This is a genomic window from Caldithrix abyssi DSM 13497 (assembly GCF_001886815.1).
Taxonomy (GTDB): Bacteria; Calditrichota; Calditrichia; order Calditrichales; family Calditrichaceae; genus Caldithrix; species Caldithrix abyssi.
In genome coordinates this window covers 1,515,203-1,539,540 of record NZ_CP018099.1, presented here as the reverse complement: position 1 = coordinate 1,539,540, position 24,338 = coordinate 1,515,203, and the positions used below count along the sequence as shown (strand labels likewise).

Annotated in this window: 18 protein-coding genes; 4 read left to right on the top strand and 14 right to left on the bottom strand. The window is 45.3% G+C overall.

What is annotated here, in order from left to right; genetic code table 11:
• Positions 1 to 3 precede the first annotated feature (3 nt).
• Genes Cabys_RS06150 through nikR form a run of 4 tightly spaced genes read right to left on the bottom strand, consistent with a single transcriptional unit; the run spans position 4 to position 3,805 of the window.
• Entirely contained in the window at positions 4 to 1,866 is a 1,863-nt protein-coding gene (locus Cabys_RS06150) for a TonB-dependent receptor (RefSeq protein WP_006929342.1), read from the bottom strand.
• 16 nt (positions 1,867 to 1,882) lie between these two features.
• Positions 1,883 to 2,626, bottom strand: coding sequence for an energy-coupling factor ABC transporter ATP-binding protein (locus Cabys_RS06145; protein ID WP_006929341.1), 744 nt, complete (start codon positions 2,624 to 2,626; stop codon positions 1,883 to 1,885).
• Entirely contained in the window at positions 2,617 to 3,375 is a 759-nt protein-coding gene (locus Cabys_RS06140) for an energy-coupling factor transporter transmembrane component T family protein (protein ID WP_006929340.1), read from the bottom strand. Before Cabys_RS06140 ends, Cabys_RS06145 begins: the two co-directional genes overlap by 10 nt.
• Positions 3,376 to 3,385: 10 nt before the next feature.
• Positions 3,386 to 3,805 carry a nickel-responsive transcriptional regulator NikR gene (gene nikR, locus Cabys_RS06135; RefSeq protein ID WP_006929339.1) on the bottom strand — a complete coding sequence of 140 codons (420 nt, stop codon included), beginning with the start codon at positions 3,803 to 3,805 and terminating at the stop codon, positions 3,386 to 3,388.
• A 496-nt stretch (positions 3,806 to 4,301) separates the two neighbouring features.
• Here nikR and Cabys_RS06130 point away from each other — a divergent pair, with 496 nt between their 5' ends.
• The 3 genes from Cabys_RS06130 to Cabys_RS06120 all read left to right on the top strand — a co-directional run bounded on the left by Cabys_RS06130 (position 4,302) and on the right by Cabys_RS06120 (position 8,551).
• Positions 4,302 to 5,384: a sulfotransferase family protein gene (locus Cabys_RS06130; protein WP_006929338.1), complete on the top strand. Its 1,083-nt coding sequence runs from the start codon at positions 4,302 to 4,304 to the stop codon at positions 5,382 to 5,384.
• A 1,085-nt stretch (positions 5,385 to 6,469) separates the two neighbouring features.
• Entirely contained in the window at positions 6,470 to 7,396 is a 927-nt protein-coding gene (locus Cabys_RS06125; RefSeq protein WP_218921400.1) for a nucleotidyltransferase family protein, read from the top strand.
• A 270-nt stretch (positions 7,397 to 7,666) separates the two neighbouring features.
• Complete coding sequence (locus Cabys_RS06120) at positions 7,667 to 8,551, top strand: Clp1/GlmU family protein (RefSeq protein ID WP_006929336.1); 885 nt, start codon at positions 7,667 to 7,669, stop codon at positions 8,549 to 8,551.
• Between the two features lie 95 nt (positions 8,552 to 8,646).
• Here Cabys_RS06120 and Cabys_RS06115 read toward each other — a convergent pair whose 3' ends face one another.
• The 8 genes from Cabys_RS06115 to Cabys_RS06080 all read right to left on the bottom strand — a co-directional run bounded on the left by Cabys_RS06115 (position 8,647) and on the right by Cabys_RS06080 (position 18,040).
• Positions 8,647 to 9,816: an ROK family transcriptional regulator gene (locus Cabys_RS06115; RefSeq protein ID WP_006929335.1), complete on the bottom strand. Its 1,170-nt coding sequence runs from the start codon at positions 9,814 to 9,816 to the stop codon at positions 8,647 to 8,649.
• Between the two features lie 9 nt (positions 9,817 to 9,825).
• Entirely contained in the window at positions 9,826 to 10,848 is a 1,023-nt protein-coding gene (locus Cabys_RS06110; protein ID WP_006929334.1) for a uroporphyrinogen decarboxylase family protein, read from the bottom strand.
• Between the two features lie 7 nt (positions 10,849 to 10,855).
• Positions 10,856 to 11,710 (bottom strand): phytanoyl-CoA dioxygenase family protein, encoded by an 855-nt coding sequence (locus Cabys_RS06105; RefSeq protein WP_006929333.1) that lies wholly within the window; start codon positions 11,708 to 11,710, stop codon positions 10,856 to 10,858.
• Positions 11,711 to 11,723: 13 nt separating this feature from the next.
• Complete coding sequence (locus Cabys_RS06100) at positions 11,724 to 12,389, bottom strand: cobalamin-dependent protein (protein ID WP_006929332.1); 666 nt, start codon at positions 12,387 to 12,389, stop codon at positions 11,724 to 11,726.
• Between the two features lie 70 nt (positions 12,390 to 12,459).
• Entirely contained in the window at positions 12,460 to 13,350 is an 891-nt protein-coding gene (locus Cabys_RS06095) for a homocysteine S-methyltransferase family protein (protein ID WP_006929331.1), read from the bottom strand.
• 17 nt (positions 13,351 to 13,367) lie between these two features.
• Positions 13,368 to 14,489 carry an HD-GYP domain-containing protein gene (locus Cabys_RS06090; protein ID WP_006929330.1) on the bottom strand — a complete coding sequence of 374 codons (1,122 nt, stop codon included), beginning with the start codon at positions 14,487 to 14,489 and terminating at the stop codon, positions 13,368 to 13,370.
• Positions 14,490 to 14,856: 367 nt separating this feature from the next.
• Positions 14,857 to 15,954 carry a 6-phosphofructokinase gene (locus tag Cabys_RS06085; protein WP_006929329.1) on the bottom strand — a complete coding sequence of 366 codons (1,098 nt, stop codon included), beginning with the start codon at positions 15,952 to 15,954 and terminating at the stop codon, positions 14,857 to 14,859.
• 328 nt (positions 15,955 to 16,282) lie between these two features.
• Positions 16,283 to 18,040 carry a FlgD immunoglobulin-like domain containing protein gene (locus Cabys_RS06080; protein ID WP_006929328.1) on the bottom strand — a complete coding sequence of 586 codons (1,758 nt, stop codon included), beginning with the start codon at positions 18,038 to 18,040 and terminating at the stop codon, positions 16,283 to 16,285.
• A gap of 138 nt (positions 18,041 to 18,178) precedes the next feature.
• On the opposite strand from Cabys_RS06080, the gene Cabys_RS06075 reads away from it, so the two are divergent.
• The gene (locus Cabys_RS06075) at positions 18,179 to 19,411 is read left to right on the top strand and encodes an ISL3 family transposase (protein WP_006926671.1); all 1,233 of its coding nucleotides are present in this window, start codon (positions 18,179 to 18,181) and stop codon (positions 19,409 to 19,411) included.
• Here the strand turns inward: Cabys_RS06075 and Cabys_RS06070 are convergent.
• Positions 19,382 to 21,349: a hypothetical protein gene (locus Cabys_RS06070; RefSeq protein ID WP_006929327.1), complete on the bottom strand. Its 1,968-nt coding sequence runs from the start codon at positions 21,347 to 21,349 to the stop codon at positions 19,382 to 19,384. The two genes, Cabys_RS06075 and Cabys_RS06070, sit on opposite strands and share 30 nt — an antisense overlap.
• A gap of 1,125 nt (positions 21,350 to 22,474) precedes the next feature.
• A complete protein-coding gene (locus Cabys_RS06065; protein WP_006929326.1) occupies positions 22,475 to 23,779 on the bottom strand; it encodes a hypothetical protein in 1,305 nt (434 codons plus the stop codon).
• Between the last annotated feature and the right edge of the window lie 559 nt (positions 23,780 to 24,338).

The following is a 24,338-nucleotide window of genomic DNA, read 5'->3' as shown; positions in this document are numbered from 1 at the left end:
TTGCTACAACCTGAAGGTAAAACCTACGCGCACCTGTCTGCCGGGCGCCGGAAAATCGGGACGCGATAGATAGTTTTCGTCCAGCGCATTCAACAGGCGCACAAATAAATCCAGATTAAATACGTTCACACCGGCCTGCACATTTAGCAAATGATAATCAGGTAAAGGCAATGTTTCATTATTACCAGCGTACAGCTTTTGAACGAATTTTCCGTAAACATTCAAATAATAGCGCTCTTTCTGATAGCTCAGTAAATACTTGATTTGGTGTTTCGGATTGTAGGCCGTTAATAAATCGGGTTCCAGAAAACCGTAACCGATCTGAGCAAACAGATGCGACAGAATCTTCTGTTTGATTAACACTTCTACGCCCCATTGATCGCTCTGGGGGCCGTTCACAAAGCGCGTTGGCGGCGGAGGCGTTAACGTGGGCAAAGCCTGAATTAAATCGCGCACTTTATTTTTAAACAGGGCAACGCGCACCTGACCGCTTTTACTGTAAGCAAACGATGTTCCCAGTTCAACGCTCTGAACTTTTTCGTTTTTCAGTTCGGGATTGGCGGAGGGAAAGAGGTACAATTCCATTAAAGTGGGCGCTCTGAAACCGGTTTGGTAATTTAAATAGAAATGAAGGCCATTGGCCATGGTGTAAGAGGCGCCCAGAAAAGGTGAAATCTGATTTAACGGTAATGAATTGTATTGATAACGTAAACCGGCTTTTAAATTAACCTGCGGCAAAGGCGTGTAAAAAACCACGCCGTAAACCCCGGCCGAGGTCAGATCATGAGCGTCCGGATTAACAATGGGCGCGCCGTTGGGCAATTTGGCAAAATCGTTTTTAGCCTTTCCCCCGTAATAAATCACGTCCATTCCGCCGGCAAAGGCCAGCGCGCCCGAATACTGCATGAACTGGTAAGCGGAAAAACCGTAACTAAAATCATCGGATTTAAAGCCGTCGTAAAATTCGTGATGCCCGGCATTAGCGTAAAGTTGAAAGGCGCCTTTCCATTTTTGCGTGTTATTCTGCAAACTGATCTCTGCGGTCCCGCGTTTTATTTTTGCGTAGGCGCCCAGGTTCAGCCTGTCCACCTCGCCGCGGGCCGGATCGTCAAACTGGTAAGGAACATACCGGCCCTGAACCAACAATTTCCAGGCGGGATTAATCTGGTACTGCCAGCCGCCCTGCAGGTGCAAAGACTCAAAGCTGGTCTGACTGATATGGCCGTCGCTCTTTTGCTTGCGCGCCGTAAAAAACAAACCGTTGTTGGCAATCTTCTTTTGCAGCGCAACAGAAAAGATCTGCGTGCCAAACGAACCGAACTCCGCCCGAACGCGGGCCAGATGTTTAAACTGCGGCGCAGTAACCAGATTGACCACACCGCCCATGGCATGATCGCCAAATACCGTAGAAGACGGTCCGGCCAGAATTTCAATCCGTTCGATATCTTCGTTACCGTAAACATCGGGCAGCGGATGCCCGAAAATCCCCATAAAATCGGGATGGCCATTTAACAAGACCAGAACGCCGGTGTTCGGTTTGCCGCCAATGCCGCGCAAATTCAAAATGCCGGCGCCCTCAGGCCCCACGCCGTAGCCCAGCGCTTTATTTTCCAGCACATAAGCGGACGGAAAGTTTAAATCGACCATCTCCAGCGCAGAATGGCCGCTCAACTGTTGCACCATTTCTCCGGAAACAATCTGATAGCTGTAAGCCAGATTGCGCACGCTTGTGGCAATACGGTTGCCGATAACCACAATAGAATCACGGCTGGTAAAAACGGCTAAGGTGTCCGCCGATTGTTGCTGCCTGGCGTGTATTCCAGAAAATGACCCAATTAACAATATGGCGATTAAAATGCGTCGCATGTCATACCTCCTCAAATTAATGGTATTGAAATCTCAAAGGTAATTCAAGATCATTTTGTTCGAGTAATGGTCTATCTTGCAGGATGCGCCTGGTGGGCCCGTCGGCCACAATTCGGCCCCGGTTTAAAACAACCGTACGCTCACAGGTATCGTAAATCATATCCAGATCGTGCGAGGTAATCAAACAGGTGCGCCCGTTTTGCGCCACCCACTGAATGATTTTCCGGCGGTGGATGGCGTCCAGATTGCCGGTTGGCTCGTCTAAAAGAACAATTTGCGGCTTCATGGAAAGAATGGTGGCAATGGCTGTCAGTTTTTTTTCACCAAAACTGAGATTTAAGGTAGAACGCTCTTCAAAACCGGTCATCCCTACCTCATCCAGAGCCTGAGTCACGCGGATTTTTACTTCTTCTCTGGATAAACCAAAATTTATCGGTCCGAAGGCAACGTCTTCAAAAACGGTCGGACAAAACAACTGATCTTCCGGATTCTGAAAAACCAGTCCGATCCGTTGTTTGATCTGCTCCTGATTTTGCTCGCATGACCGCAAGCCCAGAACTTCAATGGTTCCCTGCCAGGGTTTTAATATGCCGTTTAGTAATAGTAGCAGGGTGGATTTCCCCGCGCCGTTCGGGCCGATAATCCCCACCCGCTCGCCTGCTTCCACTGCAAAGGAAAGGTCATTAACCACCGGCCGTTCTTTCTCGTACCCAAAAGAGAGTCCATCCACCTTAAGGGCCTGCGCGCTCTTTACCGCCATAGTACCACCCCCAAAAAAAAGGTCGCCGAAATGGCTAACAGGATTCCATCTTTTAAGCTCCAGGACTCCTCATCCCAGAACTCGATTTTTCCGCGGAATCCCCGGGCGATCATGGCCTGATAGCCCCGTTCGCTGCGATCCATCAGGCGCGCCAGGTACACGCCGGTAAAAGCGATTAAAATCTGCAATTTTCTTTTCAAACCGATTTTTGCGCTTCGCGCATTTATGGCCCGCTTCATGCGCGCCATCTCCTGCTCCATTAAAAAAATCAAACGAAACATGTACATCAGAATGGCCAGTACCCAATCAGGAATTTTAAACCGTTGTAGCGATTTTAACAGACGGGTGTAAGGCGTGGTAACCACAACGATCAGCGAAACCGCTAAAATTTGCATGGCTTTTAAAAAGGTAGCCGCCAGTTGTTGCACGCCGCTCTGATAAAGGGCGATGCCGTCGATTTTTATCCACGCTGCCTCCTGAGCCGAAGCGGGATGAAACGGCAGGGCGATGGTCAGCAACAAAAACATCACGGCGCTGCGGCTGAAATATTTGATCAACTTGAAATTAATGCTTAGAGCCACCGCTATCAGCGCAAACGTCCAGGCCGTTAGCCAGAAAAGATGAAAAGAAGATCGGAAAGGCAGCGCCAGAATACCGGCGATCAGGATAATGGCCGATAGCATTTTGCCCAGGCTGTTCAACCGAACCATCCAGTGATCGTTCTGCGTTTGTTGAAGTATTAGCTCCATTAATCCGAATTTATTTTAAGTTGCTGCCTTTAGAAGTTAAATACAATTGACCGTGCTTAACGCCCTTAATGGCGATCAGCCGATCGGCAAGGTGCTTAATATCGCCGGCCTTGCCCTTTAATAAAATGACCTCCAGACAATTGTCATGATCCAGATGAACGTGCGTGGTAGAAATGATTTTCTCGTGGTGATCATGCTGGATATCGGTCAATTTATCGCTCAGTTCCCGTTGATGGTGATCGTACAAAATGTGCAGCACGCCCAACACAACCTGATCGCTCTGGATTTCCTCTTCGATGAGCGTTTTACGTATCAGGTCGCGGATAGCCTCAGAACGATTTGGATATTGTTTTTCCTTTATTAAACGGTCGAAGCGCCGGATTAAAGTTTCCGGCAGCGAAACGCCGAAACGGATCAACGGATCTTTCATCTCTGCTCCATGTTACTTTTTTCATCAATGTAACACTGTTAGCGACTTGAGGCAAAAAAATTTTGTTTGGATAAGGGGGGAGAGAGTATAAGAGTATAAGAGTATAAGAGTATAAGAGTATAAGAGTATAAGAGTGTAAGAGTGTAAGAGTTGAGTGTCAAGGTTCGTGTTTGCAGGCAAGTAATTTCTCTGTCATTGTCAATAGGAAGAAGGCACACTAACGTTTTGGCAGGGGCGACTCAAAGAGCGGACAGGAACGAGTCAGCCATATTGGGCAAAAATCTTAACACAGCCCATACAGCGACGCATTCAATGGACAAATGGTAACTTTATTTAAATGGAAGCTCTCGTTTTTTTTCTTACAACTTGATCAAAATCACCATTCCTTTTTCTTTTTATTTTTAGCTTTGGCAAGCAAAAAAAATTTATTTAAATTGACTCATTAAAAAAACCGGAACATGGACGAGCAGGTAACTTTTCTAAGTCTGGAGAATCAATGGAAACCTTGATAGGCCTTAAAACAAATGAGTGGTGGAAACTCTATCGCTTAAACATGTTTCACTTACCATTAAATCAAATCCCCAACTGTTTGAAATTAACCATCCTCAGTATTCGTAATAGCATTTACGCTCGTAAGGAAGCCGAAGAATTCGGGCAACAAATCGAAGAAACCGAAATCCGGAAACCGCCTGTTTTTATCCTGGGACACTGGCGCAGCGGCACCACTTTATTACACAAACTATTGAGCAAAGATCCACAGTTTGCCTTTCCCAATGTTTATGAAGTGTACAATCCCTGGACATTTTTAATCACCGAAAAACTCCTTAAAGATCGACTTGAAAAACTCCCGCCAGAAAAGCGCCCCATGGATAATGTAGTGGTTGCTTACAACGATCCTGCGGAAGATGAATTTGCACTCAGCCTGATGTCTTTAAAATCGCCTCTCATTGGATGGGCTTTCCCCATCCACGAGGCCTATTTCGATCGCTATTTAACCATGCACAACATCTCGGAAGAAGAACGGCAGGAATGGAAAAAATGGTTCGTCTATTTCCTGAAAAAGCTAACTCTGCTCTATAAAAAACAATTGGTTTTAAAATCTCCGCATCATACGGCAAGGGTTAAAACGCTTTTGGAAATTTTTCCTGACGCAAAATTCATTCACATTGCACGGGATCCTTACCGCATCTTTCAATCCACCGTCAATTTGTACAAAAACACGGTCGCCAAACTTTCCATGCAAAAACGCGATCTGGAAAAGGATATTGAAGCCATTATCAACCGCTACAAAGCGATGTATGATTTTTACTTTGAAGAACGCCAGCTGATTAAACCGGGCCATCTGGTCGAAATCAAATTCGAGGATCTGGAAAAAGATTTTGTGACAGGCATTGAACAAATTTACGATGCATTAAAAATTGATGGCTGGCCAACCTACAAACCGATCCTACAAGCATATATGGAGTCTCAGCCGCCATACAAAAAGAACACCTATGCGCCGATTGACGAAAAATGGAAGGCAAAAATTAACACCGTCTGGCAAAAAACATTCAGCGAATGGGGCTATCCGCTTCAATAGAACAAATCGCTTTGGGGAATAAAGGCTGCAATTTAAAATACTTCCTCTGTAAGATCTAGTCCCGCCATGGCTGGGTTGGTTGAATGGTTAATGAGTTGAATAGTTGAATAGTTGAATGGTTGAATGGTTGAATGGTTGAATGTTCGCCGGGCTGCCATTCCTTTTCTCGCCTTTGCAAGAAACTGGCCAGCGAATAAATCACTTACATCGTTGGAAATAACCCCTAACGCTCAACTTCCCACTCTCTTAGTCTCTTTTTCTTGGAAAGGGGGTGAGGGCTATTGTAAACTTTTCCCTATTTTTTTATAAATTGTCGCTTTTGAGACACCCTCGGGCGTAAATTGTGCCGATTTGCTTAGGATACTTCCTCTGGAAGATCTAATCCCGCCCGGTCAGGATTTGAAATTTTTTGTGCTGTTTAAAAAACTCATCCCCCAGCCCCTTCTCTTTAAAAAAGAGAAGGGGCGTACATAGCGCCGGTTTTGTTTAGATTTTGTCTTAAATGTTAAATAATTTTCTGCGATGTTTGGCGTAATCTGCGAGAAAATTAATTTGCGCGCGTTGCGGTTTTGCTACCCTGTAAGTTTGGAGGTAGTTTTTGAACCTTGATTTTCAGGATTACAGGATTGCCTTGATTTTATGCACTCCATGAGACTTTATTCTCCAAATTTAATGAAAAAGATAAAAAGCAAAAAAAGCAAATCATGGTAATCCAAAAATCAAGCAAATCCTGGTTCAAAAATTAAATTGTTCATCGGCCGCTCATTTCAAATTCCCATCTGGCGGGATGCGAAATTTTTTGTGCTGTTTAAAAAACTCATCCCCCAGCCCCTTCTCTTTAAAAAAGAGAAGGGGCGTACATAGCGCCGGTTTTGTTTAGATTTTGTCTTAAATGTTAAATAATTTTCTGCGATGTTTGGCGTAATCTGCGAGAAAATTAATTTGCGTGCGTTGCGGTTGGTTTTGGCTGCGGCTGTGCGGCCTTAGTTTTTTGATCGTTCAGGGACGTGTAATATTTCTTGATATCAAAAACACAAACCATTATTTTAGCATCCGAAAGCGAACAGAAATTTCTTAATGCAAAAATGAAAGAAAGGAAAAGAATGAATCCTTCACTGGTAATCTTAGCCGCAGGGATGGGCAGCCGTTATGGCGGCGTAAAACAAATTGATCAGTTTGGGCCCAACGGCGAAACCATCTTAGACTACTCCATTTATGACGCCATTCAAGTCGGATTTAAAAAAATCGTCTTTGTCATCCGCAGGGAATTGGAAGCCGACTTTAAAGCAGTGTTTAATCCGAAACTGGAAAATAAAGTCGAAGTGCACTATGTTTTTCAGGAGCTGGATAATATTCCATCTGGCTTTTCCGTCCCGTCAGAGCGGAAAAAACCCTGGGGAACAGCGCACGCCGTAATGGTCACCGAACCGGCCATTGACGAACCGTTCGCCGTGATCAATGCCGACGATTTTTATGGTCGTGGGGCGTACCGCATCTTATTTGATTTTCTGAAAGCGCAATCCAATCAAAGCGCCGAATATGCGATTGTCGGCTACCGGCTGGATAAAACTCTTTCCGATCACGGCGCGGTTTCCAGAGGCGTTTGTCAAAGCGATGAATCTGGTTATTTGCAGAAAATTGTGGAAAGAACAAAAATTTACCGTAAAAACGGTAAAATTGTTTACCTGGACGAAAACCAGGGCGAGCATGAAATTTCTGGCAGCGTGATGGTGTCCATGAATATGATGGGCTTTACGCCTTCTATTTTTAAATTTATGAATGTCTTTTTTAAAGATTTTCTGGAAAAAAAAGGACACAATCCCAAAGCCGAGTTTTTTCTGCCCTGGGTGCTGGATCGCCTCATTCAAACCGATCAGGCTAAAGTTAAAATTTTGCCAACCAATGAACAATGGTTCGGCGTTACGTATAAAGAAGACAAACCGATTGTTCAAAAGAGCATTCGCGATCTGATTGTCGAAGGTAAATATCCTGAAAACTTGTGGGATTTCTAATAAATCCCACAAGTTTTTCTTCCCCTCTGCCGATGACACAGATTTCACCTCAGGCGCTATAACAGAGGATGAACTTTCCTTTTGTGATGTTCTTTTCATTTTATTGCATTCTGTGCGCTTTCATCCATCAGAGGTTTATTTTTAATAAGATTTGTATTTTTACTGAAATTGCGTATATTTTATTAGCAGATTCACCAGACTTAAAAAATCAGGGATTTCGTTTTTGCTGAATATATTTTGTCAGTTCAACTAACATAGTTGGTTGGAACCATGATTAATAAAGAACCTTTTTGGGATGATCTGCTCAATGACATCAAATCCCATCCTTATCACACAGTGTATGTCGTTGGGAATACGGATTGTGGTAAAACCACGCTTAGCCGCTTTCTTGTGCAGGAGTTAGCACAAATTGAAAAAGTCGCCTGGATTGATTGCGATCCTGGCCAATCTAACCTGGGACTGCCTACCACTCTTAACGCAGGGATTTACGACGCCTCCCTGTCTTCTCCACAACACGTTTTCAGTCGCTTTATCGGGGTTACCACGCCTCAGCGTAAGCCGCTGCTTAGTTTGCTAAGCATCGTAAGGCTACATGCCAGGGTTGTGGAGCAAGGCGCTAAATTTACCATAATGGATTCTTCCGGATATTCAGCCGGCCCCGCGGCCGTTGAATTTCAGGCCGCGATCATAGAAGCGATTAAACCCGATCTTGTGATTCTGGTAGAACGCGAACAGGAATTGGAGGCGCTTAATCAACATGTGGGACGGTTAGGCGGCATCGAGTTAAAACGCATTCCTGTTTCGCAATACGTTACGCCGCGGAGTATGCCCATACGCAAAGAATATCGCGAGAACAAGTTTCGCGAATATTTTCAGAACAGCGATTTGCAAGTCGTCGATATCAGCAATCTTACGCTTTGTGGTTCACTTCCCGAACGTTACACGGTGCAAAATGTACGGGGCAGAATTATTGCGTTTCTGGACAACGAAAAGTTTATTGTAAGCCTAGCGATTGCCCGATCAATTTACGACAACGATCAAATCTGCGTCTGCCTGGTGCCTCAATTTGACGTGGAACAAGCCTCTTTTCTGCACCTTGGCGAGATATTTCTGGATGCGGAATTGCGCGAAGATCACTCCAAACAGGTCAGTTGATTTAGAATAGCCGAAACTTCCTGCAGAATTTTTTAGGCGTTGACGGCCTGACTTTCTTCCGGCGTGTAGCGTGGGAACCTCTCATTTCGTCAGTTTCAGGAATCAGGCGAGTAGATATCGGCCATAACAGTTGCGGCCGCTCCCAACGCGTTGGTATAAGCGCCAAATGGAGAAAACATTAATCCCGGAAGCTTCTGTTTTCCAATGAGTCCCTCATTAAAAATCTGTTGCTCCAGATGCGATTTGAGATATTTGCTTATCTCAAGAATATCCCCGCCAATCACCACATATTCAGGGTCAAGCAGGTTAATCAATAGCTGTAAACGTCCGGCTAATGGCATGGAAACGAAGCGCATAAACTCCAGAGCAATCGGCTCGTTTTGCTCAGCCAGCTCAATAGCTGCGCGAAAAATTTTAGACAGGTCGTTGTAGTTTCTTAATAAATCGATGAATGGGTGGCCTTTATGTATTTGCGCCAGCTGGCTTGCAAGTTTGGCAAAAAAGGAAGGAGAAAAAAGTACAGGCCATTCGCCCGTTGAATTTTGCCTGCCACGATAGAGTTGATGGTTAAATATGAACCCCGTTCCCATACCCGAAAAACACTGATGAAGTGTCACATATAACAGATTTCTCTTATCGTAAAACTGCGGCAATAGCCATTTCAGGCCAAGCGCTCCCACATTGGATTCATTGTCAAGAAATACCGGGAAGGGAAAGCAAGCTTTCAGCGTCTTCAAAAGCGGAAAGTTACGGGATTGAAAGGACAAGGAATCCACAACGCATCCGGCCGCCAGATCAATAATGCCAGCCAGACCGACGCCCAGCCCCACAATCGGCCGCTGTAGCGTGTTGAACGTTGCAACAAATTCATCAATGCTTTTAACAAAAAATTCAACCTTTTGGCTATCCGTTAACTTTGCGGGAAAGACAAACGTTTTGCGCTCGATTAATTCAAAATTAAAATTGATAAGCGCCGCCCTGAGTTCGGTGGAAAGCCACTCCACTCCCAGCGCCAGACCGAAATGGGGATTAATATCCCAGATGAGCGGTTTTTTGCCTCCGCGCGCGGTGGAAGCGCCACGTTCTTTGCGAATCACCTGGTTGTGCTTTTCAAGGTTTTTTAACAAATTAAGAACCGTGGCAATTTTGAGGCCGGTCTGTTCGCTTAACTGGCGGGCAGTAAGCCCCTGGTGCGTACGCAATAAATTCAATATGTGTTTACAGTTCAGACCTTTTAAAAACCGATGGTTGCCGCTTTTAAACATGAAGGCTGTCTATTCTCCGTATTTTTTGGCCGCTTCAATTAGCGCCAGGTAATTTTCGTATTTAATATAATCGGGAATGCTGTTGCCAGAGCCCGCGCAATATCCGCCGTTGTAAGCAGCTATTTCAATATTGCGCTTAACCTGCGCTTCCACTTCTTGCGGCGTGCCCCGTGCCAGCAAATCCACGTCAACGCCGCCAATCAAACAGAGACGTTGGCCATATTTTTGTTTAACCTCCGCCAGGTCCATGGCCTTGGGCTCAATGGGATGCAGGGCGTCCACGCCGCAGGCGATAATATCTTCAAAAACATCCCACAACACGCCGTCGGTGTGGTAAATGAGCGGCTTGCCATAGGCCTGCGCCAGCTCGCCGATTCTTTTTAACCAGGGGAAGAAATACTGCCGGAGAACGTCCGGCGACATCAATAAACCGGTGCTAAAAGCAATGTCGTCGCTAAACCACAGGATGTCAACCGCATCGTGTTGCGCCATAAATTCAAACATGGACAGAACCAACTCTCCGAGGCGATTATTGAGCTCTTTGATCAAATCTGGATTTTCGAACAGGGCTAACGAAAAACCCTCAAATCCCATCAATTCCCAGGTCATGGTAAAGATGTCGCCATACTGACCAATAACGCCCATGCCTTCTGGCAAAAGGGAGGTAACACGCTCAAAATTCGAATAATCAATCTCTTCTTTTCCGGGCAGACGTAATTTTTCAAGGTCTTCAAACGAGGTTACTATACCCTGTCCTTCATTGGCCCAATTATAGGCCAGGGCGCCATCCAGTTTTTTTTGAAAAGTAGAATCCTTCTTGTCGTCGGAAAGGTTGAAGGTTACACCGGGTTGTAACTTTACATAATCATAACCGGCCCTGTACCAGAAGGCAATTTCATCTTCCAGACTTAATATAGGCCGCCCTAAAAATTTTTCTTTAATCAGCGGATGAATGCCCAGCTCAACAAGCGGCACATAGGCGGCTTTCTCCCGTTTCAATGTTCGAATCAATACTGAAATATCCGGGCGCATGGTCTCCTCATATTAAAATCGGTGTGTAGCGTGTATCAATGATGTCGCCATCTTCCAAGCCCTGGCACGAAGTGTGCGTGCGGTTGCGGGCATCGCTGGCGTCAAAACGCAGACCATCAGCAATGTAAATAACCGTCATTCCTTCACGCATCCGATCGGTCTTATTTTCGCCGGCGCCATGATAAAGAAGCCCGCTGTGAAAGGTGGCATCGCCAGGATTTAGCGGAACATATACCTGCTTTTCACGGCTCAATGCCTGTGGAAAATGAGGCTTGTTAAAAATATCCACATATTCGTGTTTTTCTAAAAGGTGGCTTTTGGGATAAAAATAAAGGCAACCCTTTTCCGGCGGCACGGGATTTAGCGCCAGCCACAAGGTGACGCTCAGTTGCGGCCGATCGATGGGCCAGTACGAGCTGTCGATGTGCACGTCGGTTGCCCTGCCGCCTGGTTCCTTAAACAACGCCTGGTCGTGCCACAAACGCACATGTTCTGCCTGCAAAAGGTCTCTGGCCAAACCAGCAAATCGTTTACCAAATACAAAATCTTTAATGGGCTTAAAATCCCAGCACAAAAACCCGCATTGCAAAAACGATTGTTCATAGGCGCTTTTTTCGTGCAGAGCCCTGTCATCATCTTTTTTACGCAGTAAAACGGCCGCCTGAATGACGCGTTGCAGGTAAGCCAGCGATTCCCTATTGACTACTTCGGGCAGGTAAACATAGCCTTCTTCCTGAAAAAAACGAACCTGCTCTTCTGTTAAAAGGTAAGGCGCATTGTAATGCTTAAGAACAGGCTCGGGCGTAGGAAAGTACAGAATTTTAAGAGCGCGGTCTATATCTAATGCGGTAAATTGAATCATGCATTCTCCCTGGTTATTTTGTTTCCAGGAAATTTACCAGTTGTTGTGGATCGGGAAAGTAACCGTTGGCGCCAATCTGCTGATTGAACTCGGGCGTTACGGGCGCGCCGCCGATAAAAATGGGCACCTGCGGAAAATGGCTCTTCACGGTTTTAACAATTTCATCCATGTACAGCATGGTGGTCGTTAATAGGGCGCTCAGCCCCACACGACAGTCGGGATGTTCCTCCACCGTCTGTAAAAAACGGTCGCTGGAAACATTAACCCCCAGATCGATCACCCTGTAACCGTTTCCTTCCAGCACCATACCCACCAGATTTTTACCGATGTCGTGTAAATCGCCCTTAACCGTTCCCAGAACAAACGTGCCTTTTTTTTGCACCTCTCCCGCTTCAAAATAGGGCTTTAAATGTTGCATGGCGGCCTTCATGGCTTTGGCGGCAATAATCAAATCGGGAATGAAAACCAGCCCCTGACTGAAGCGATCGCCCAGCCGTTTCATGGCCGGGATCATGGCCTTTTGCAAAATCTCGCCCGGCGCAACGCCGGCGGATAATAATTTTGCGGTCAGTTCGGCGGCCCCGGGCTGGCCCTTAAGGTCGGCCGGATGGGGTGATTGTGCGTCCGCCTTTCCCCGTTCAATACAAACGCCGAGTTGTTTTAACAGGTCATTGCACATAAGTTGTAGATCAATTCATGTTAGTTTTTAAAAACAATTTAAAAACTAAAGTACAAAAATAAAAATTTTTTTACTGGCCTTTACCGTCGATCAATTCGCGCATCATTTTGATGTGACTGGCAGAGGTGCCGCAACAGCCGCCAAGAATGTTAATCTGTAGCGCAAGTAGTTCTTTTATCTTCTCCCGCATCGCTTCCGGCGTTTCATGGTAAACGATTACCTCGTTTTTGATTTCAGGCAGGCCGGCATTGGGCTGGGCAAGAATGGGTAAATCCGTTAACTTGCGCATTTCCTGAACGGTGCGCAAAATGACATCGATTCCTTCGCCGCAGTTGGCGCCTAAAATATCCACGCCCTGCTCTGTCAAAAAGCGCACGGCGCTGGGCACATCCACGCCCCAGTTGGTGTGAATGCCCGTGGGGCCTAATTCAAACGTAAAGGTGGCTGCAACGGGCAGATCGCTAACCGATTTAACCGCCTGGATGGCTGCGCCCATCTCTTCCAGGGTAATCATCGTTTCGATGAAAAAAATATCCACGCCGCCTTCGGCCAGCGCTTCTGCCTGTTCTTTAAATTGATCGACGGCTTCATCCACACTCAGCTCTCCATACGGTTCCAGAATGGCGCCGGTGGGGCCCATGGAGCCAGCCACAAAACGCCCTTCCGGGCAGACCTCTTTTGCCAGGCGGGCGGCCTCTCTATTTAAGCGATAAGCCTGATCCTGCAAATCGTAATGAGACAGGCGGCTGCGTGTTCCGCCAAAACTATTGGTTTCTACAATATCCGAGCCTGCCGCGTAATAATCCCGATAAATGGATTGTACGATTTGCGGCTGTTCGATATTCATCAGTTCCGGGCATTCTCCTCGTTTCAGGCCGCGTTTTTGCAGTTCGGTTCCCATGGCGCCATCGCATAATAAAATATCGCCAGCGGATAGTCGTTTTAAGAGAACAGATTCCATTAACGCTCCTCTCTTTTTTACTCTTTGTCCTTAAACTTTTGCTGAATTTCCACAATTTTGGACATATTATCTTCTAACGCCTGCACAATTTCCGCGCTCCATTCGGAGGGATGTTTTTTTAAATAAATTAAAGCTTCCTCGTTTGTCCATTTTTTCTTGTACGGCCGATCGCTGGTCAGGGCGTCAAAAATATCGGCCACGGCGATGATTTGCGCTTCCAGCGGAATTTGATCTTTCTCGTAACCGTGTGGATAGCCCCGGCCGTTAAGTTTTTCGTGATGAAGTTCGGGAATATGGCGCAGCATTTCCACATAGGCCGTTGGCTTGACCTGTAGATTGCTTATTATCAAATCGATAATCTCCCGGCCCTTTAGCGTGTGCTGCTTCATAACCTGAAATTCCTGCGGTTCGAGTTTTTGCGGTTTGAATAAAATTTCGTCGGGAATGCCGATTTTGCCGATATCATGCAGCGGCGCAAAGGCTGACAAAAATTGAATAAACTCATCGTCTATCCGGTATTTCCCTTTAGCAGCCAGGCCGGCGGCGATGATCCGTGAAAAATGCGCCATGCGTTCCAGGTGCGCGCCCGTTTCAGGATCTTTAAAATGCATGATTTTACTAAGTGTTTTCAAAGAAGAAAGCAACACCCTGGTCTGATTGAGTTCAAACAATATCAGACTAAAAATCAAATGCGCATAAAGATCCAGCAAATTCAGATCGGCGCCTTGAAAAGGACTTTTCTGACGGGAATTAAAAAAGATGAAACCAAGCAACGCCTCGTCTGAAAACATGGGCAGAGTGTAGCTGGAACGGTAGCCGCTCTCTTTTATTCGTCGGGAATGTTCTTTGGAATCACCATACAACCTGCTGATATCTTCAATTATTCTCGGACTTCTTTCATGTTTGAGAGCTAAAAGAGAAGGGACTTCGGAAAGTTTCGACTCGTAAAGACAAAGCGAATGCGCATGCGGTTCGCTTACCAGAAATGTTCGCAAAATATCTGTTTTGGAATCGTAGAGAGCAAAGGCAATGCGATCAATAAAGGGAAGATAGTTTTGCAAATTTTCATGAATAAGAGTCAGCTTACGATTAAGGGGAATCTGATTGTGAACTTCTTGAAAAACATCCTCGTGTGTCATTGGCAAACTCCGGATCAAAACACAGAAGTAATTTAAGATAAATCGGCCTGAATGCAAAATTTGCCGGTCGATTATTGGTTGAATGCTCACCTGCCTGTCTTTCCGAATCCCGCTTTATCGGGTGAGGGCAAGCCCGGGAAATCCATGCCTGGTTGAATGGTTTAATGATTGAGCGAAAAAGGATTGTGATTAAAAAAATCTTGCGCTCGATTCAATCAAAGTTACATTGAGACTGCCGCCTGATTTTTGCGATGCGTCTTATTTTTTCAAAGGTTGTAAAGCATTTAATCGAGTGAACAATAGATTAAAAATTCCCCGGCCCTCTTTGTGAAGCGCCGGGGAAGGAATCGTAATTTCCAGAAATGGCTTAATCGCCGAAGCTGATGCCCAGGCCGCGGGCGGTGTGCAACAACTGATCATCCGGCTGAACATGATTATAGGCCGAAACGGCTTCTTCAAGCGGAATGGAACAAATATCGGGATGTTTGTAGGAAACCATTTTGCCATATTCCTCATTGAGAACCATTTCGAAGGCCTTGACGCCAAATTGGGAGGCCAGAATGCGGTCGTAAGCCACCGGTGTGCCGCCGCGCTGTAAATGCCCCAGGATGGTGACGCGGATGTCCTCATCGAATCCGGCCTGCTTCAGCTCCTCTTTAAGCCGTAAACCGGCCCCGCCCAGTTTTTTGTTCAAATAACCGATCTCGTCTGACTGCTCGGAGACCACATCTCCGCCAATGGGCTTGGCGCCTTCTGCAATGACAATAATGGCAAACCCACGTCCGCCGACGATTCGACTACGCAGTTTTTCCACCACCTTGTTGACATCATAGGGTATTTCCGGAATCAGGCAGATTTCGGCGCCGCCGGCAACGGCCGCATGCAAGGCGATCCATCCGGCATCCCGTCCCATCACTTCCAGAATAAAAACGCGATTGTGACTTTCGGCCGTGGTGACCAGTTTGTCAACGGCGTCTGTTGAAATTTCAACCGCCGTCTGAAAACCAAAGGTAAAGTCGGTTCCTCGCAAATCATTGTCGATGGTTTTAGGAACGCCGATGATATTCAATCCTTTTTCATAAAGGGCAAGCGAAATACGCTGAGAACCGTCTCCGCCGATGTTAATGACCGCCTCAATATTCTGATACTGCAAGCGTCGGATTAACTCGTCTGAGCGATCAACCGTAATCCATTTACCGTTTTTATCTTTAACGGGCCAGGCAAAGGGGCCGCCCTTATTGGTCGTTCCAATGATGGTTCCGCCTTTTACATGTATGCCAGAAACCTTTTTTTCATCAAGAGGAATGATTTCCATTGGTTCACGTAAAATACCGTTAAACGCCTGATAGCTGCCCAACACTTCCCAATTGTATTCCTGAGCGGCTCTTTTGACAATAGCCCGAATTACAGCATTCAAACCCGGACAATCGCCGCCGCCTGTAAGTACCAAAACTCGCTTTTTCATAGTTCCCTCATCAGTTTTTTAAACTTGCATCCGTACTACTTTGAAAAACAGCGCAAAATATAAGCTAACAACGCTACTTGTGCAATTAATATTTTATTAAAAATTTTCGGCAAAATTAAATAAATCATAAATATCTCTGCTTGCCAGTGGAATGATTGCCGTCTCAGGGCAGGCGCAGAAAAAGATTGAGAGAGTACACGTTATTTTTTAAAGGCCTGCCTCATCGCAATAAAAAGCCCAATCCCCTCAACAAAAATAGATTGCTCGCCCCCGGCCGCGGCAGGAGACGAGAAATGATAGCAAAACTCACAGTACCCAGAATCAAACATTATTTGATTAATAACATGCGCTTACGCTGCACAAAATTCTGAGAACGCAGGATGTAAATGTACATTCCCGAGCTGACGACCATACCACTGGCGTCCGTACCATCCCATTTCACCTGATAACTTCCCGAAGCAAGACGATTGCTCAACAGGGTGCGCACTTTCTGTCCCAGGGCGTTAAAGATTTCTATTTTCACCCTGCCGGCGCGCGGCAGATCAAAACGGATGGTGGTGGAATTATTGAACGGATTGGGGAAATTTTGATACAGAAGATATTTTTGCGGTACATTAACAAGATTTTCAATGGCGGTCAAATCGATCACCGTAAGTTTGAAACTACTTTTAGAGGTATCCTGTCCGTCTGTGGCAAAAAGCGACACTGTGGCCACACCCGTCCAATTTTCGGCCGGGACGACATGCAACAGAGAATCGGCGAGGTTGACTGCCACCTCAGATTTACTGGATTCGGCCCATAACGTTAACGATTGCCCTTCCGGATCATAAGCTTCAAACGGTAGATCGAGCGAACGGTTCATGACGATAGTCGTATCGTTAAACGAACTGAGGACGGGATATTCATTGTGTCTGGAGCCGCTGCGAGCCACGCCATAAACGCCTGTTTTACCAATCGAAATCGTAAAGAGCGAATCGTTCTGGTATTGCGCATCGGTTATTTTAATCCAGGTTTGATTGCTTTCGTCAAACCAATAGGCCTGCCACGGATCGCCTGCCGCACCTGAAAGCGAATCAATTAAAACCAGACTGGCCGGCATGGAAAAGGCAACCGATTGAATGGAGCTGTCGGGCGCCATGGAACCGATGTTTTGCGCCCATTGAACGATTTTCTGATCGCCCTCGATCAGGGGCATCGGCGGCGATGTCCGGACGAGAAAAAGATGTGTGCTGTCTGCAAGGGCGTTTTCAGGAATGATTAACTGCGTTCCAAAAACATCGGTTAATGTGTCTGCGCCGGCGCCCACTTTTTTGGAAAAGGCCAGCAGAGGGTTTATTCGCGGATCGTCAAATAAATAACCGATGGTAATGCCCTCAAGGTAGCCCTCCTGGTTATTCACCTCGGTAATCTCAAAGAAGCCATTGCTTAAAACAAGGGCTTGCTGAGGATAGCCAAAAAGAGAATAGCGAGCCGGTATCAGAAAGCCTTCAACAGCCCATTGATCTCCGACATTAACAACGCCGTTAACCACAACGCTATCCAGATCATGCAATCTGAACTTAAAACCGTACATTTCATACATGCCTGTTTCTGAAGGAATGGTAAACAGATCGGTTAAAAATTCCAGTTTACCCATTCGTTTGGGAATATGATAGGAGTAAGTCGAATTGACTTTAAACAGGGCTTTTCCTTCGGTCGTTTTTTCGGACGGATAAAATTTGCTCAGATGAAATTCCAGGAAGTTCTTAATCATTCTCTTCTGGGGATCTTTTACCAATTTTTCCTGCAGGGTATTAATCAGGATATGTTTAATACCGCTGGTGGACAGGCCTTTGAACAAATCGCCTGCCGACAGATCCGGGCCGGTGAGGCTGGTATTGGGGATAGTTTCGGCTAAATGACGAATATGCCAGGCCAAATTTTGCCAGCGCTGTTCATACGCCTGAAAATCGGCGTCGGTTGCCGTTCCACTAAAAATTTTATTGAAAAGCTCCCGGTTTTGTCTTGCCGATTCCTCCGCATAATTTACGAATTCCTTTAAAGAACCGTACGCTTTCAGGGGATTTAATTCGGTCAGGGCATCCACGACATCAAATCCCAGAATAAAATTGCTTAAGTTAAAGTCGTGCCAGCTTACGGCGGGCCCGATGAGCTTAATCTTTTTTTCTTTTAAGGCTCTACTGGGATTTTTGTGAAAAACAAAAATAATCCTTAGATTGAGTTTATGAAAGATAAAGAATTATTTAAACAGATTTTGGGACTTTCGCATCCCTGGGAAGTGTCTAAAGTTGACTTAGATATTGCGAATGAGGAAGTAGAAATAGAGATTATCTATAAGTCAAAAAAAGGTTTTTGTCCCGAATGCGAAGTGGAATATGATATTTATGATCATCGCGAAAAACGTCGTTGGCGGCATTTGGATACATGCCAAATGAAGACCTATATTGTCTGCAAAGTTCCCCGCATTAAATGCAAGGAACACGGAGTAAAAACGATCAAAGTTCCTTGGGCAGAAAAGTCGAGTCGAACGACTTTATTATTTGAACGTTTTGCTATTGAGTTATTACTGGCCTCCAAAAACCAGAGCAAAACGGCACAATTTTTACGGATCAGCTTTGATATGCTTCATCATATAATGAGCAAAGCAGTGGAACGCGGGCTATCACGCCGAACGGAAGAGGACATTAAATATATCGGGATAGATGAGAAGAGTATGAAAAGAGGTCATACTTATGTAAGCGTATTATCCGATAGTGAAAGAAGACGTGTAATAGATGTAAGTGAAGGTCGCACAACAAGCTCTGCCAGTTCCTTAATAAACAAGGGATTAACAGAGAAACAAAAGGAGGGCCTCAAAGCGGTCAGTATGGATATGTGGAAAGCTTTTATTAAAGCTGTTCAAAAGGAGCTTCCCAATGCTTCCATAGTGCATGACAAATTTCATATAATGAAGTATTTAAATGATGGAGTGGATAAAACCAGACGAGAGGAAGCCCGTAAATTACAAAAATCTAATGATAAAACCTTAGTGAAAAGTAAATATTTATTTTTAAAGAATCCGGAAAATATGACGGACAAGCAATTATCGCGTTTCAGAAAAATTCAAGAACTTAACCTTATCACTTCCCAGGCTTGGGCGGCCAAAGAGAACTTCAAAGAATTCTTTAGGAGTGAAACAATAAATGATGCGAAATTCTTTTTTGCGGAATGGTATCAGGATATTAAGGGACGTTCTTTAAATAAAATGATTAAAGTAGCAAAAATGCTCATTGCTCATTCAGATGGCTTATTAAACTATATAAGATATCAGATAGATAATTCAGTAGCCGAATGGTTGAACGGCAAGATACAGGAGATAAAAACAGTTGGTAGAGGCTTTAGAAAATTTGAAAATTTTAGGATAGCAATACTTTTCTTTCTTGGTAAATTAGACCTTTTTCCACAGGAATCCCAGTAGAGCCTCTTTTAAAAAGCTTCCTGCTCCATCCTGATACACCTGAATTTTATCGTAAGACCAGGTATGCCACACAGAACGGGTGGGAGAAAAATAAGAGACGCTGGCTTTGCCATTTGTGCCGTAAACAATGGCGTTAAGGGCGTCTTTGTCGCCGTTCAGTTTGCCGGAGCCAACCGTAATGTAAATATTGCTACCTCTGGGCGCGGGATTTCCGAAATAATCTTTAACATACACATTTAACCTGGCCATGTATTTTGACGGGCCTAAACGCGAAGGATGGAACCAGGCTTCTGCTTGTTGAGGTCCTAACAGAACGGGAAAAGCGCCGAACGAACTTTCGCGCAAGGTATTGACATAAGGATTGGAATAGCTACCATAAATATAGCCAAAAAACCAATGCGGCGGATTTAAGGTATCTCCCCACCAGCTCCAGCCATAATAAGGTACGGGAAAAAAATCGAACAGTCCGCTGTATTTTTCTTCATACGTTAAACCTTTGTAATCCTCCCCTGAATAATGTTCAAATCTGAAAGGCACCAATGGCGCATGGTATTCGACTTCCGCCTCCCCGCCTTCGCCCATTAAAACAATAAAGCAGAGCTCTTTAGAACCGGCATAGGCTGTCGCCACAACATCAGGCCCGCTAATTGTGCCTTTTTCCCCTCCGCTAAAACGCGTATTAAGCATTAATGCCACGGGCGCGCCTTTGGGCACAGGCCGGCCATAACTATCATAAGCTTTTATCTTAATTTTTGCTTTTTCGGAATAGCTTTCCGAGGCGTAAACATAGTTGAAATGGCGTTCGGTTTCCGTCTCGATTGATATCTGGTCAACGCCCACAAGGGCCGGCACAACACTGTTCGCGGAGTCAATAGCTAATGCATATGTTTGCATGTAGTCATTCCAGGGTTTCCACCAGGTTGCTCCTTTTATTTCATCAAAAACTGAAGTTCCCTGTCCGTATCCAATAACGGCGTTACTGGTATATGCCTTCCATGCTTCTTCCATATCTTGATAGTTGTTGTAAGACAACTGGACATTTGCCCAGTGTGTAAACGGCGCCATTGTCGTAGGTGGGGGCTGATAGCGAAAAGTTGCCCTCCCCTGCTCTTTTAGTTTTACCACATAGGTGCCGCCGCCGCTAAAAGATGGATTATATTCCAGGGGCGACACATAATAACTGGTTTGCGATTCAGACTTATGAATAATGGCATCGCTGTACAGGCGGCCCCAGATACAATCAACAATTATTAATACGCCAGCGGGCATCGGATTACCAAACATATCCAGAGCCTGAATTTCTATATTGACGGGAGGAGCTTTATAATTTTCGGCAGTAAAAATATACGGAGAACCCTCTTGGGCCAGGCCATTGATAATTATTCTGTCGTACCCATAAAGCACAGGAAACACACTGCTCTTTTTTTCAGAGATATTGCCGTAACCGTAGGCCGTTTGATCATCGTTTGGATTGGTAAAGGATACATTGGAAAAGAAAAACTTTCTAATGAAATATCTCCGGTATTCATTCAAAACTTCTTCTTCGGTGGCATCCGGATTTAACGCCAGATAATTCTTTTTAATATTACTGTAAGTATCAACCAGAAATTCATCTGGAATGTAATCGATAACGACCTTTCCGTTTCCATCCGTTCTGAAATAAAATTTGTTGTAGGTTGAATCCGAATTAAATTCCGATTTAAAAAGAGTGGCGCCTTGCAAGAAGGCATTGCCAACTTCAACCATAATCGGAACATCGGCTCCAACAGCTTGATTGTAGTTGTCATAGCAGATTAGAGTAATCGTACCCTGTTTTTTGGTATTTGGTTTATAAGAGAAAACAAATTCAGGATCGCTGACAATCAGAACCGAATCGATGGTCTGACCGAATAAGGTAGAAAAACTGAGGATGGCAACAAAAATGAAATAAAAAAACATGTTCCCCCCTTTTTTACTTATTAAACGATATTGAACAGGCTACCAGGCCTGTTATAAATAACAAGCCGATATTAATGCGTTAAATAATTTTTAAAAATCCCCCGACGCAATAAAAAGGTTATTAATTATAATCTGATTTTTTCATTAAAACTTTAACTCTTTTGCATGGATGATCTTTCAAATACCTTAGCAGATGGCAAATAGGGATTTTAGTACTGGATATCAGGATCTTCCATACTTTTTTACAATTTAACTATATTTTTTTACAACGCTGCCATAATTTTTGGTATTTCCAAACGCATGCTTTGAGGGAAAAAATCTGAATTCAATTGAGTTTATTGAACCACAACGAGCCAGTGGGTTTTAAATTTAAAATTTTTTGTTCTTTAGTGGAATAACCTTCTCACCCTTCTCTCCTAAGGCAGCAAATCCATAACTAAAATAAACCGCAATGCGTGCAAAGTAATTTTCCCGCAGATTACGTCAATCATCGCAGAAAATGATTAAACAAACTATTTCAAGCAACCACAGAGAACTCAGAAAAGTCCCAAAGGGCGCAAAGAATGTTTTAAATTAAAGATAGTTTCAATTGCACTCCTCCCTTCGATTCCCTTCTATCACAATAAAAATTGGGGAGAGGGGGAAGATTTGCAGGTGAGAATTTTCTCCGACGGTGTGCTGGGCGCCAACGCCGGATAATTTCTATTTAAACATTCGACGGTATAGATTCTTTACTCCGTCCCGATTTCTCGAGACTGAAGCTGGCGCTCCGTTCACAATGACAGGCTAGCGACTATTCAACCAATCAACTATTCAACCATTCAACCAATTAACTATTCAACCAATCCAGCAGCACAAAAATTTTTAAATCCCGCCAGGACAGGACGCATCTTTCAAGGGAAGTATTCTATAAACGAAAGCAAGGCGCCGGAACTAAGAGTAGTTCAATCGCCAAACAGAAATACGCTGGACAAAGGCGGCTTTACTTCTTCAAACGATGACAGAGATTCCACGGCCTGGGCCTCTCCCCTTCAATCGAGTGGAGGAGAACAGTCCGAGCCATACAACCAATACGCCTACCACCTCAATTGGTAATTTTAAATTCGTATATGTGGACATTCGCCGTTACACCACATGCTTTCTGACGGCCATTGAAACCGGTCGCAACAGGTAAAGATTACAGGCGCTGCGACCGATCATCAGGGCCAGGGCCGCGGCCACTGCGCCAATCCAGTCAAAATATTTAATTAAAACAAATAAGGAAAGAGCGATTAAACCGACTTCAATAACCGTGGCGCTGGTAATGGGGCCGGTTTTACGATGCGTTACCAGAATGGAGCGTTGAAACGAGAGCAGAACCGACATGGCCGGCAGCAGCGACAGAATGCGCACCGGGATGCGAGCAAAATCTGTGAGTTCGCGGTTGAGTCCAGAAAGTTTAAAAAACCAAACATCATGTAAAGGCGTAAATCCAATCAACACCAGCGAGCCGGTAACAAAGCCCATTAACAACAGCGCAAATTTAAGCAGCAGTTTAAAATTTTCATTATTTTGACCTAAAAAGGTAATGCCCACCTCCTGAAAAGAGAGTCCGAAGCTGCGAAAGATAAAAACCAGCGAATTGATCACCGGCAGCACGGCCAGCGATTCCAGAGCCATTCGACTCTGTCCCAGAAAAAAGGTGATCATCGGCTGAACGGCCAGCGCTATTAAAGAGGTGAGCGCCAGAGGATAATAAAATTTTACAATACTCCGGTAGGTAAGCGTTTCTTCTGTCTCTTGCTGCTGTTGCAGGCTTTTAACCACCTGCCAGGTCATCAATCGGCTGGCCAGCGCCTCAACCGTAACGCCCGTGCTTAAGGCCAGCGCTCCCACATAGGCGCCGGGCAGTTTAAAGATTAACGCACCGCTCAAACCGGCAATAATCATGGAAGTCAGGCGAATGACCGTACCGTAAGCCACGCGTCTGGTCAGGTTGTGGCGAATTAAAAGTCCCTGATAAAAACGGCGGTAACCAATGGTGGCCGGCCAGGGCAGCAAAATCCACAACGCGCCGTGCGTTAAAACCGCTACTTTTTGCGGTAATTCCATTAAATTGACCGCTAAAAAATAGAAAATATCGGGAATCAGAATAACCAGCATCAGGGCAGTTATCAGGCCGTTTAGCCAGTAGACAAAGCGCTTTAATTTTACAAATGAAATCCGATCTTTCACTAAAGCAGTCGATGCGCTGAGCATCATGATGACCGGCGCCTCAACAATCAGGGCAAAGGCAAAAGCAACGCCGTAGGCTGCCAGGTTGTATTTGGGCTCCGGAAGGCGGGCAATAATCGCGGCGATAAATGGCCCTTCCAGAGCCATCATCAGCCAGGTTGCCGAAAGGGGATACCAGAAAACAAAAATCCGTTTTAATGTTAAGCGCTGCTCCATTTTGCACCGTTTTTTTGTGCGCAAGATAGGAAAAAATGCGATTACATTCCAGCCTAACTGCTTATGAAAAGGAATGTGGGAATTTATTTGGAATGAAGGCCATTTCCCCGCTCACTGAGCGAAGCCGAAGTGAGCGGCATGACAGAAAGTTCAACCGTGCCCTTCGGCTGCGCTCAGGGCACGTATTTCCCCGCTCACTGAGCGAAGCCGATGTGAGCGGTTTGCCAGAAAAAACTCAACCGTGCCCTGCGGCTACGCTCAGGGCACGTATTTCCCCGCTCACTGAGCGAAGCCGAAGTGAGCGGCGTGACAGAAAGTTCAATCGTGCCCTTCGGCTGCGCTCAGGGCACGTATTTCCCCGCTCACTGAGCGAAGCCGAAGTGAGCGGCATGACAGAAAAACTTCAACCGTGCCCTTCGGCTGCGCTCAGGGCACGTATTTTCCCCGCTCACTGAGCGAAGCCGAAGTGAGCGGCGTGACAGAAAGTTCAATCGTGCCCTTCGGCTACGCTCAGGGCACGTATTCACCCGCTCACTGAGCGAAGCCGAAGTGAGCGGCG

Coding starts and splice junctions, on each gene's coding strand:
- Cabys_RS06130 (WP_006929338.1), top strand. CDS start 4,302: ATGGAAACCTTGATAGGCCTTAAAACAAATGAGTGGTGGAAACTCTAT.
- Cabys_RS06110 (WP_006929334.1), bottom strand. CDS start 10,848: ATGCGCCCGGATATTTCAGTATTGATTCGAACATTGAAACGGGAGAAA.
- Cabys_RS06100 (WP_006929332.1), bottom strand. CDS start 12,389: ATGTGCAATGACCTGTTAAAACAACTCGGCGTTTGTATTGAACGGGGA.
- Cabys_RS06090 (WP_006929330.1), bottom strand. CDS start 14,489: ATGACACACGAGGATGTTTTTCAAGAAGTTCACAATCAGATTCCCCTT.
- Cabys_RS06085 (WP_006929329.1), bottom strand. CDS start 15,954: ATGAAAAAGCGAGTTTTGGTACTTACAGGCGGCGGCGATTGTCCGGGT.
- Cabys_RS06145 (WP_006929341.1), bottom strand. CDS start 2,626: ATGGCGGTAAAGAGCGCGCAGGCCCTTAAGGTGGATGGACTCTCTTTT.
- Cabys_RS06095 (WP_006929331.1), bottom strand. CDS start 13,350: ATGGAATCTGTTCTCTTAAAACGACTATCCGCTGGCGATATTTTATTA.
- Cabys_RS06115 (WP_006929335.1), bottom strand. CDS start 9,816: ATGTTTAAAAGCGGCAACCATCGGTTTTTAAAAGGTCTGAACTGTAAA.
- Cabys_RS06075 (WP_006926671.1), top strand. CDS start 18,179: ATGAAAGATAAAGAATTATTTAAACAGATTTTGGGACTTTCGCATCCC.
- Cabys_RS06150 (WP_006929342.1), bottom strand. CDS start 1,866: ATGCGACGCATTTTAATCGCCATATTGTTAATTGGGTCATTTTCTGGA.
- Cabys_RS06125 (WP_218921400.1), top strand. CDS start 6,470: ATGAAAGAAAGGAAAAGAATGAATCCTTCACTGGTAATCTTAGCCGCA.
- Cabys_RS06070 (WP_006929327.1), bottom strand. CDS start 21,349: ATGTTTTTTTATTTCATTTTTGTTGCCATCCTCAGTTTTTCTACCTTA.
- Cabys_RS06065 (WP_006929326.1), bottom strand. CDS start 23,779: ATGGAGCAGCGCTTAACATTAAAACGGATTTTTGTTTTCTGGTATCCC.
- Cabys_RS06120 (WP_006929336.1), top strand. CDS start 7,667: ATGATTAATAAAGAACCTTTTTGGGATGATCTGCTCAATGACATCAAA.
- nikR (WP_006929339.1), bottom strand. CDS start 3,805: ATGAAAGATCCGTTGATCCGTTTCGGCGTTTCGCTGCCGGAAACTTTA.
- Cabys_RS06140 (WP_006929340.1), bottom strand. CDS start 3,375: ATGGAGCTAATACTTCAACAAACGCAGAACGATCACTGGATGGTTCGG.
- Cabys_RS06105 (WP_006929333.1), bottom strand. CDS start 11,710: ATGATTCAATTTACCGCATTAGATATAGACCGCGCTCTTAAAATTCTG.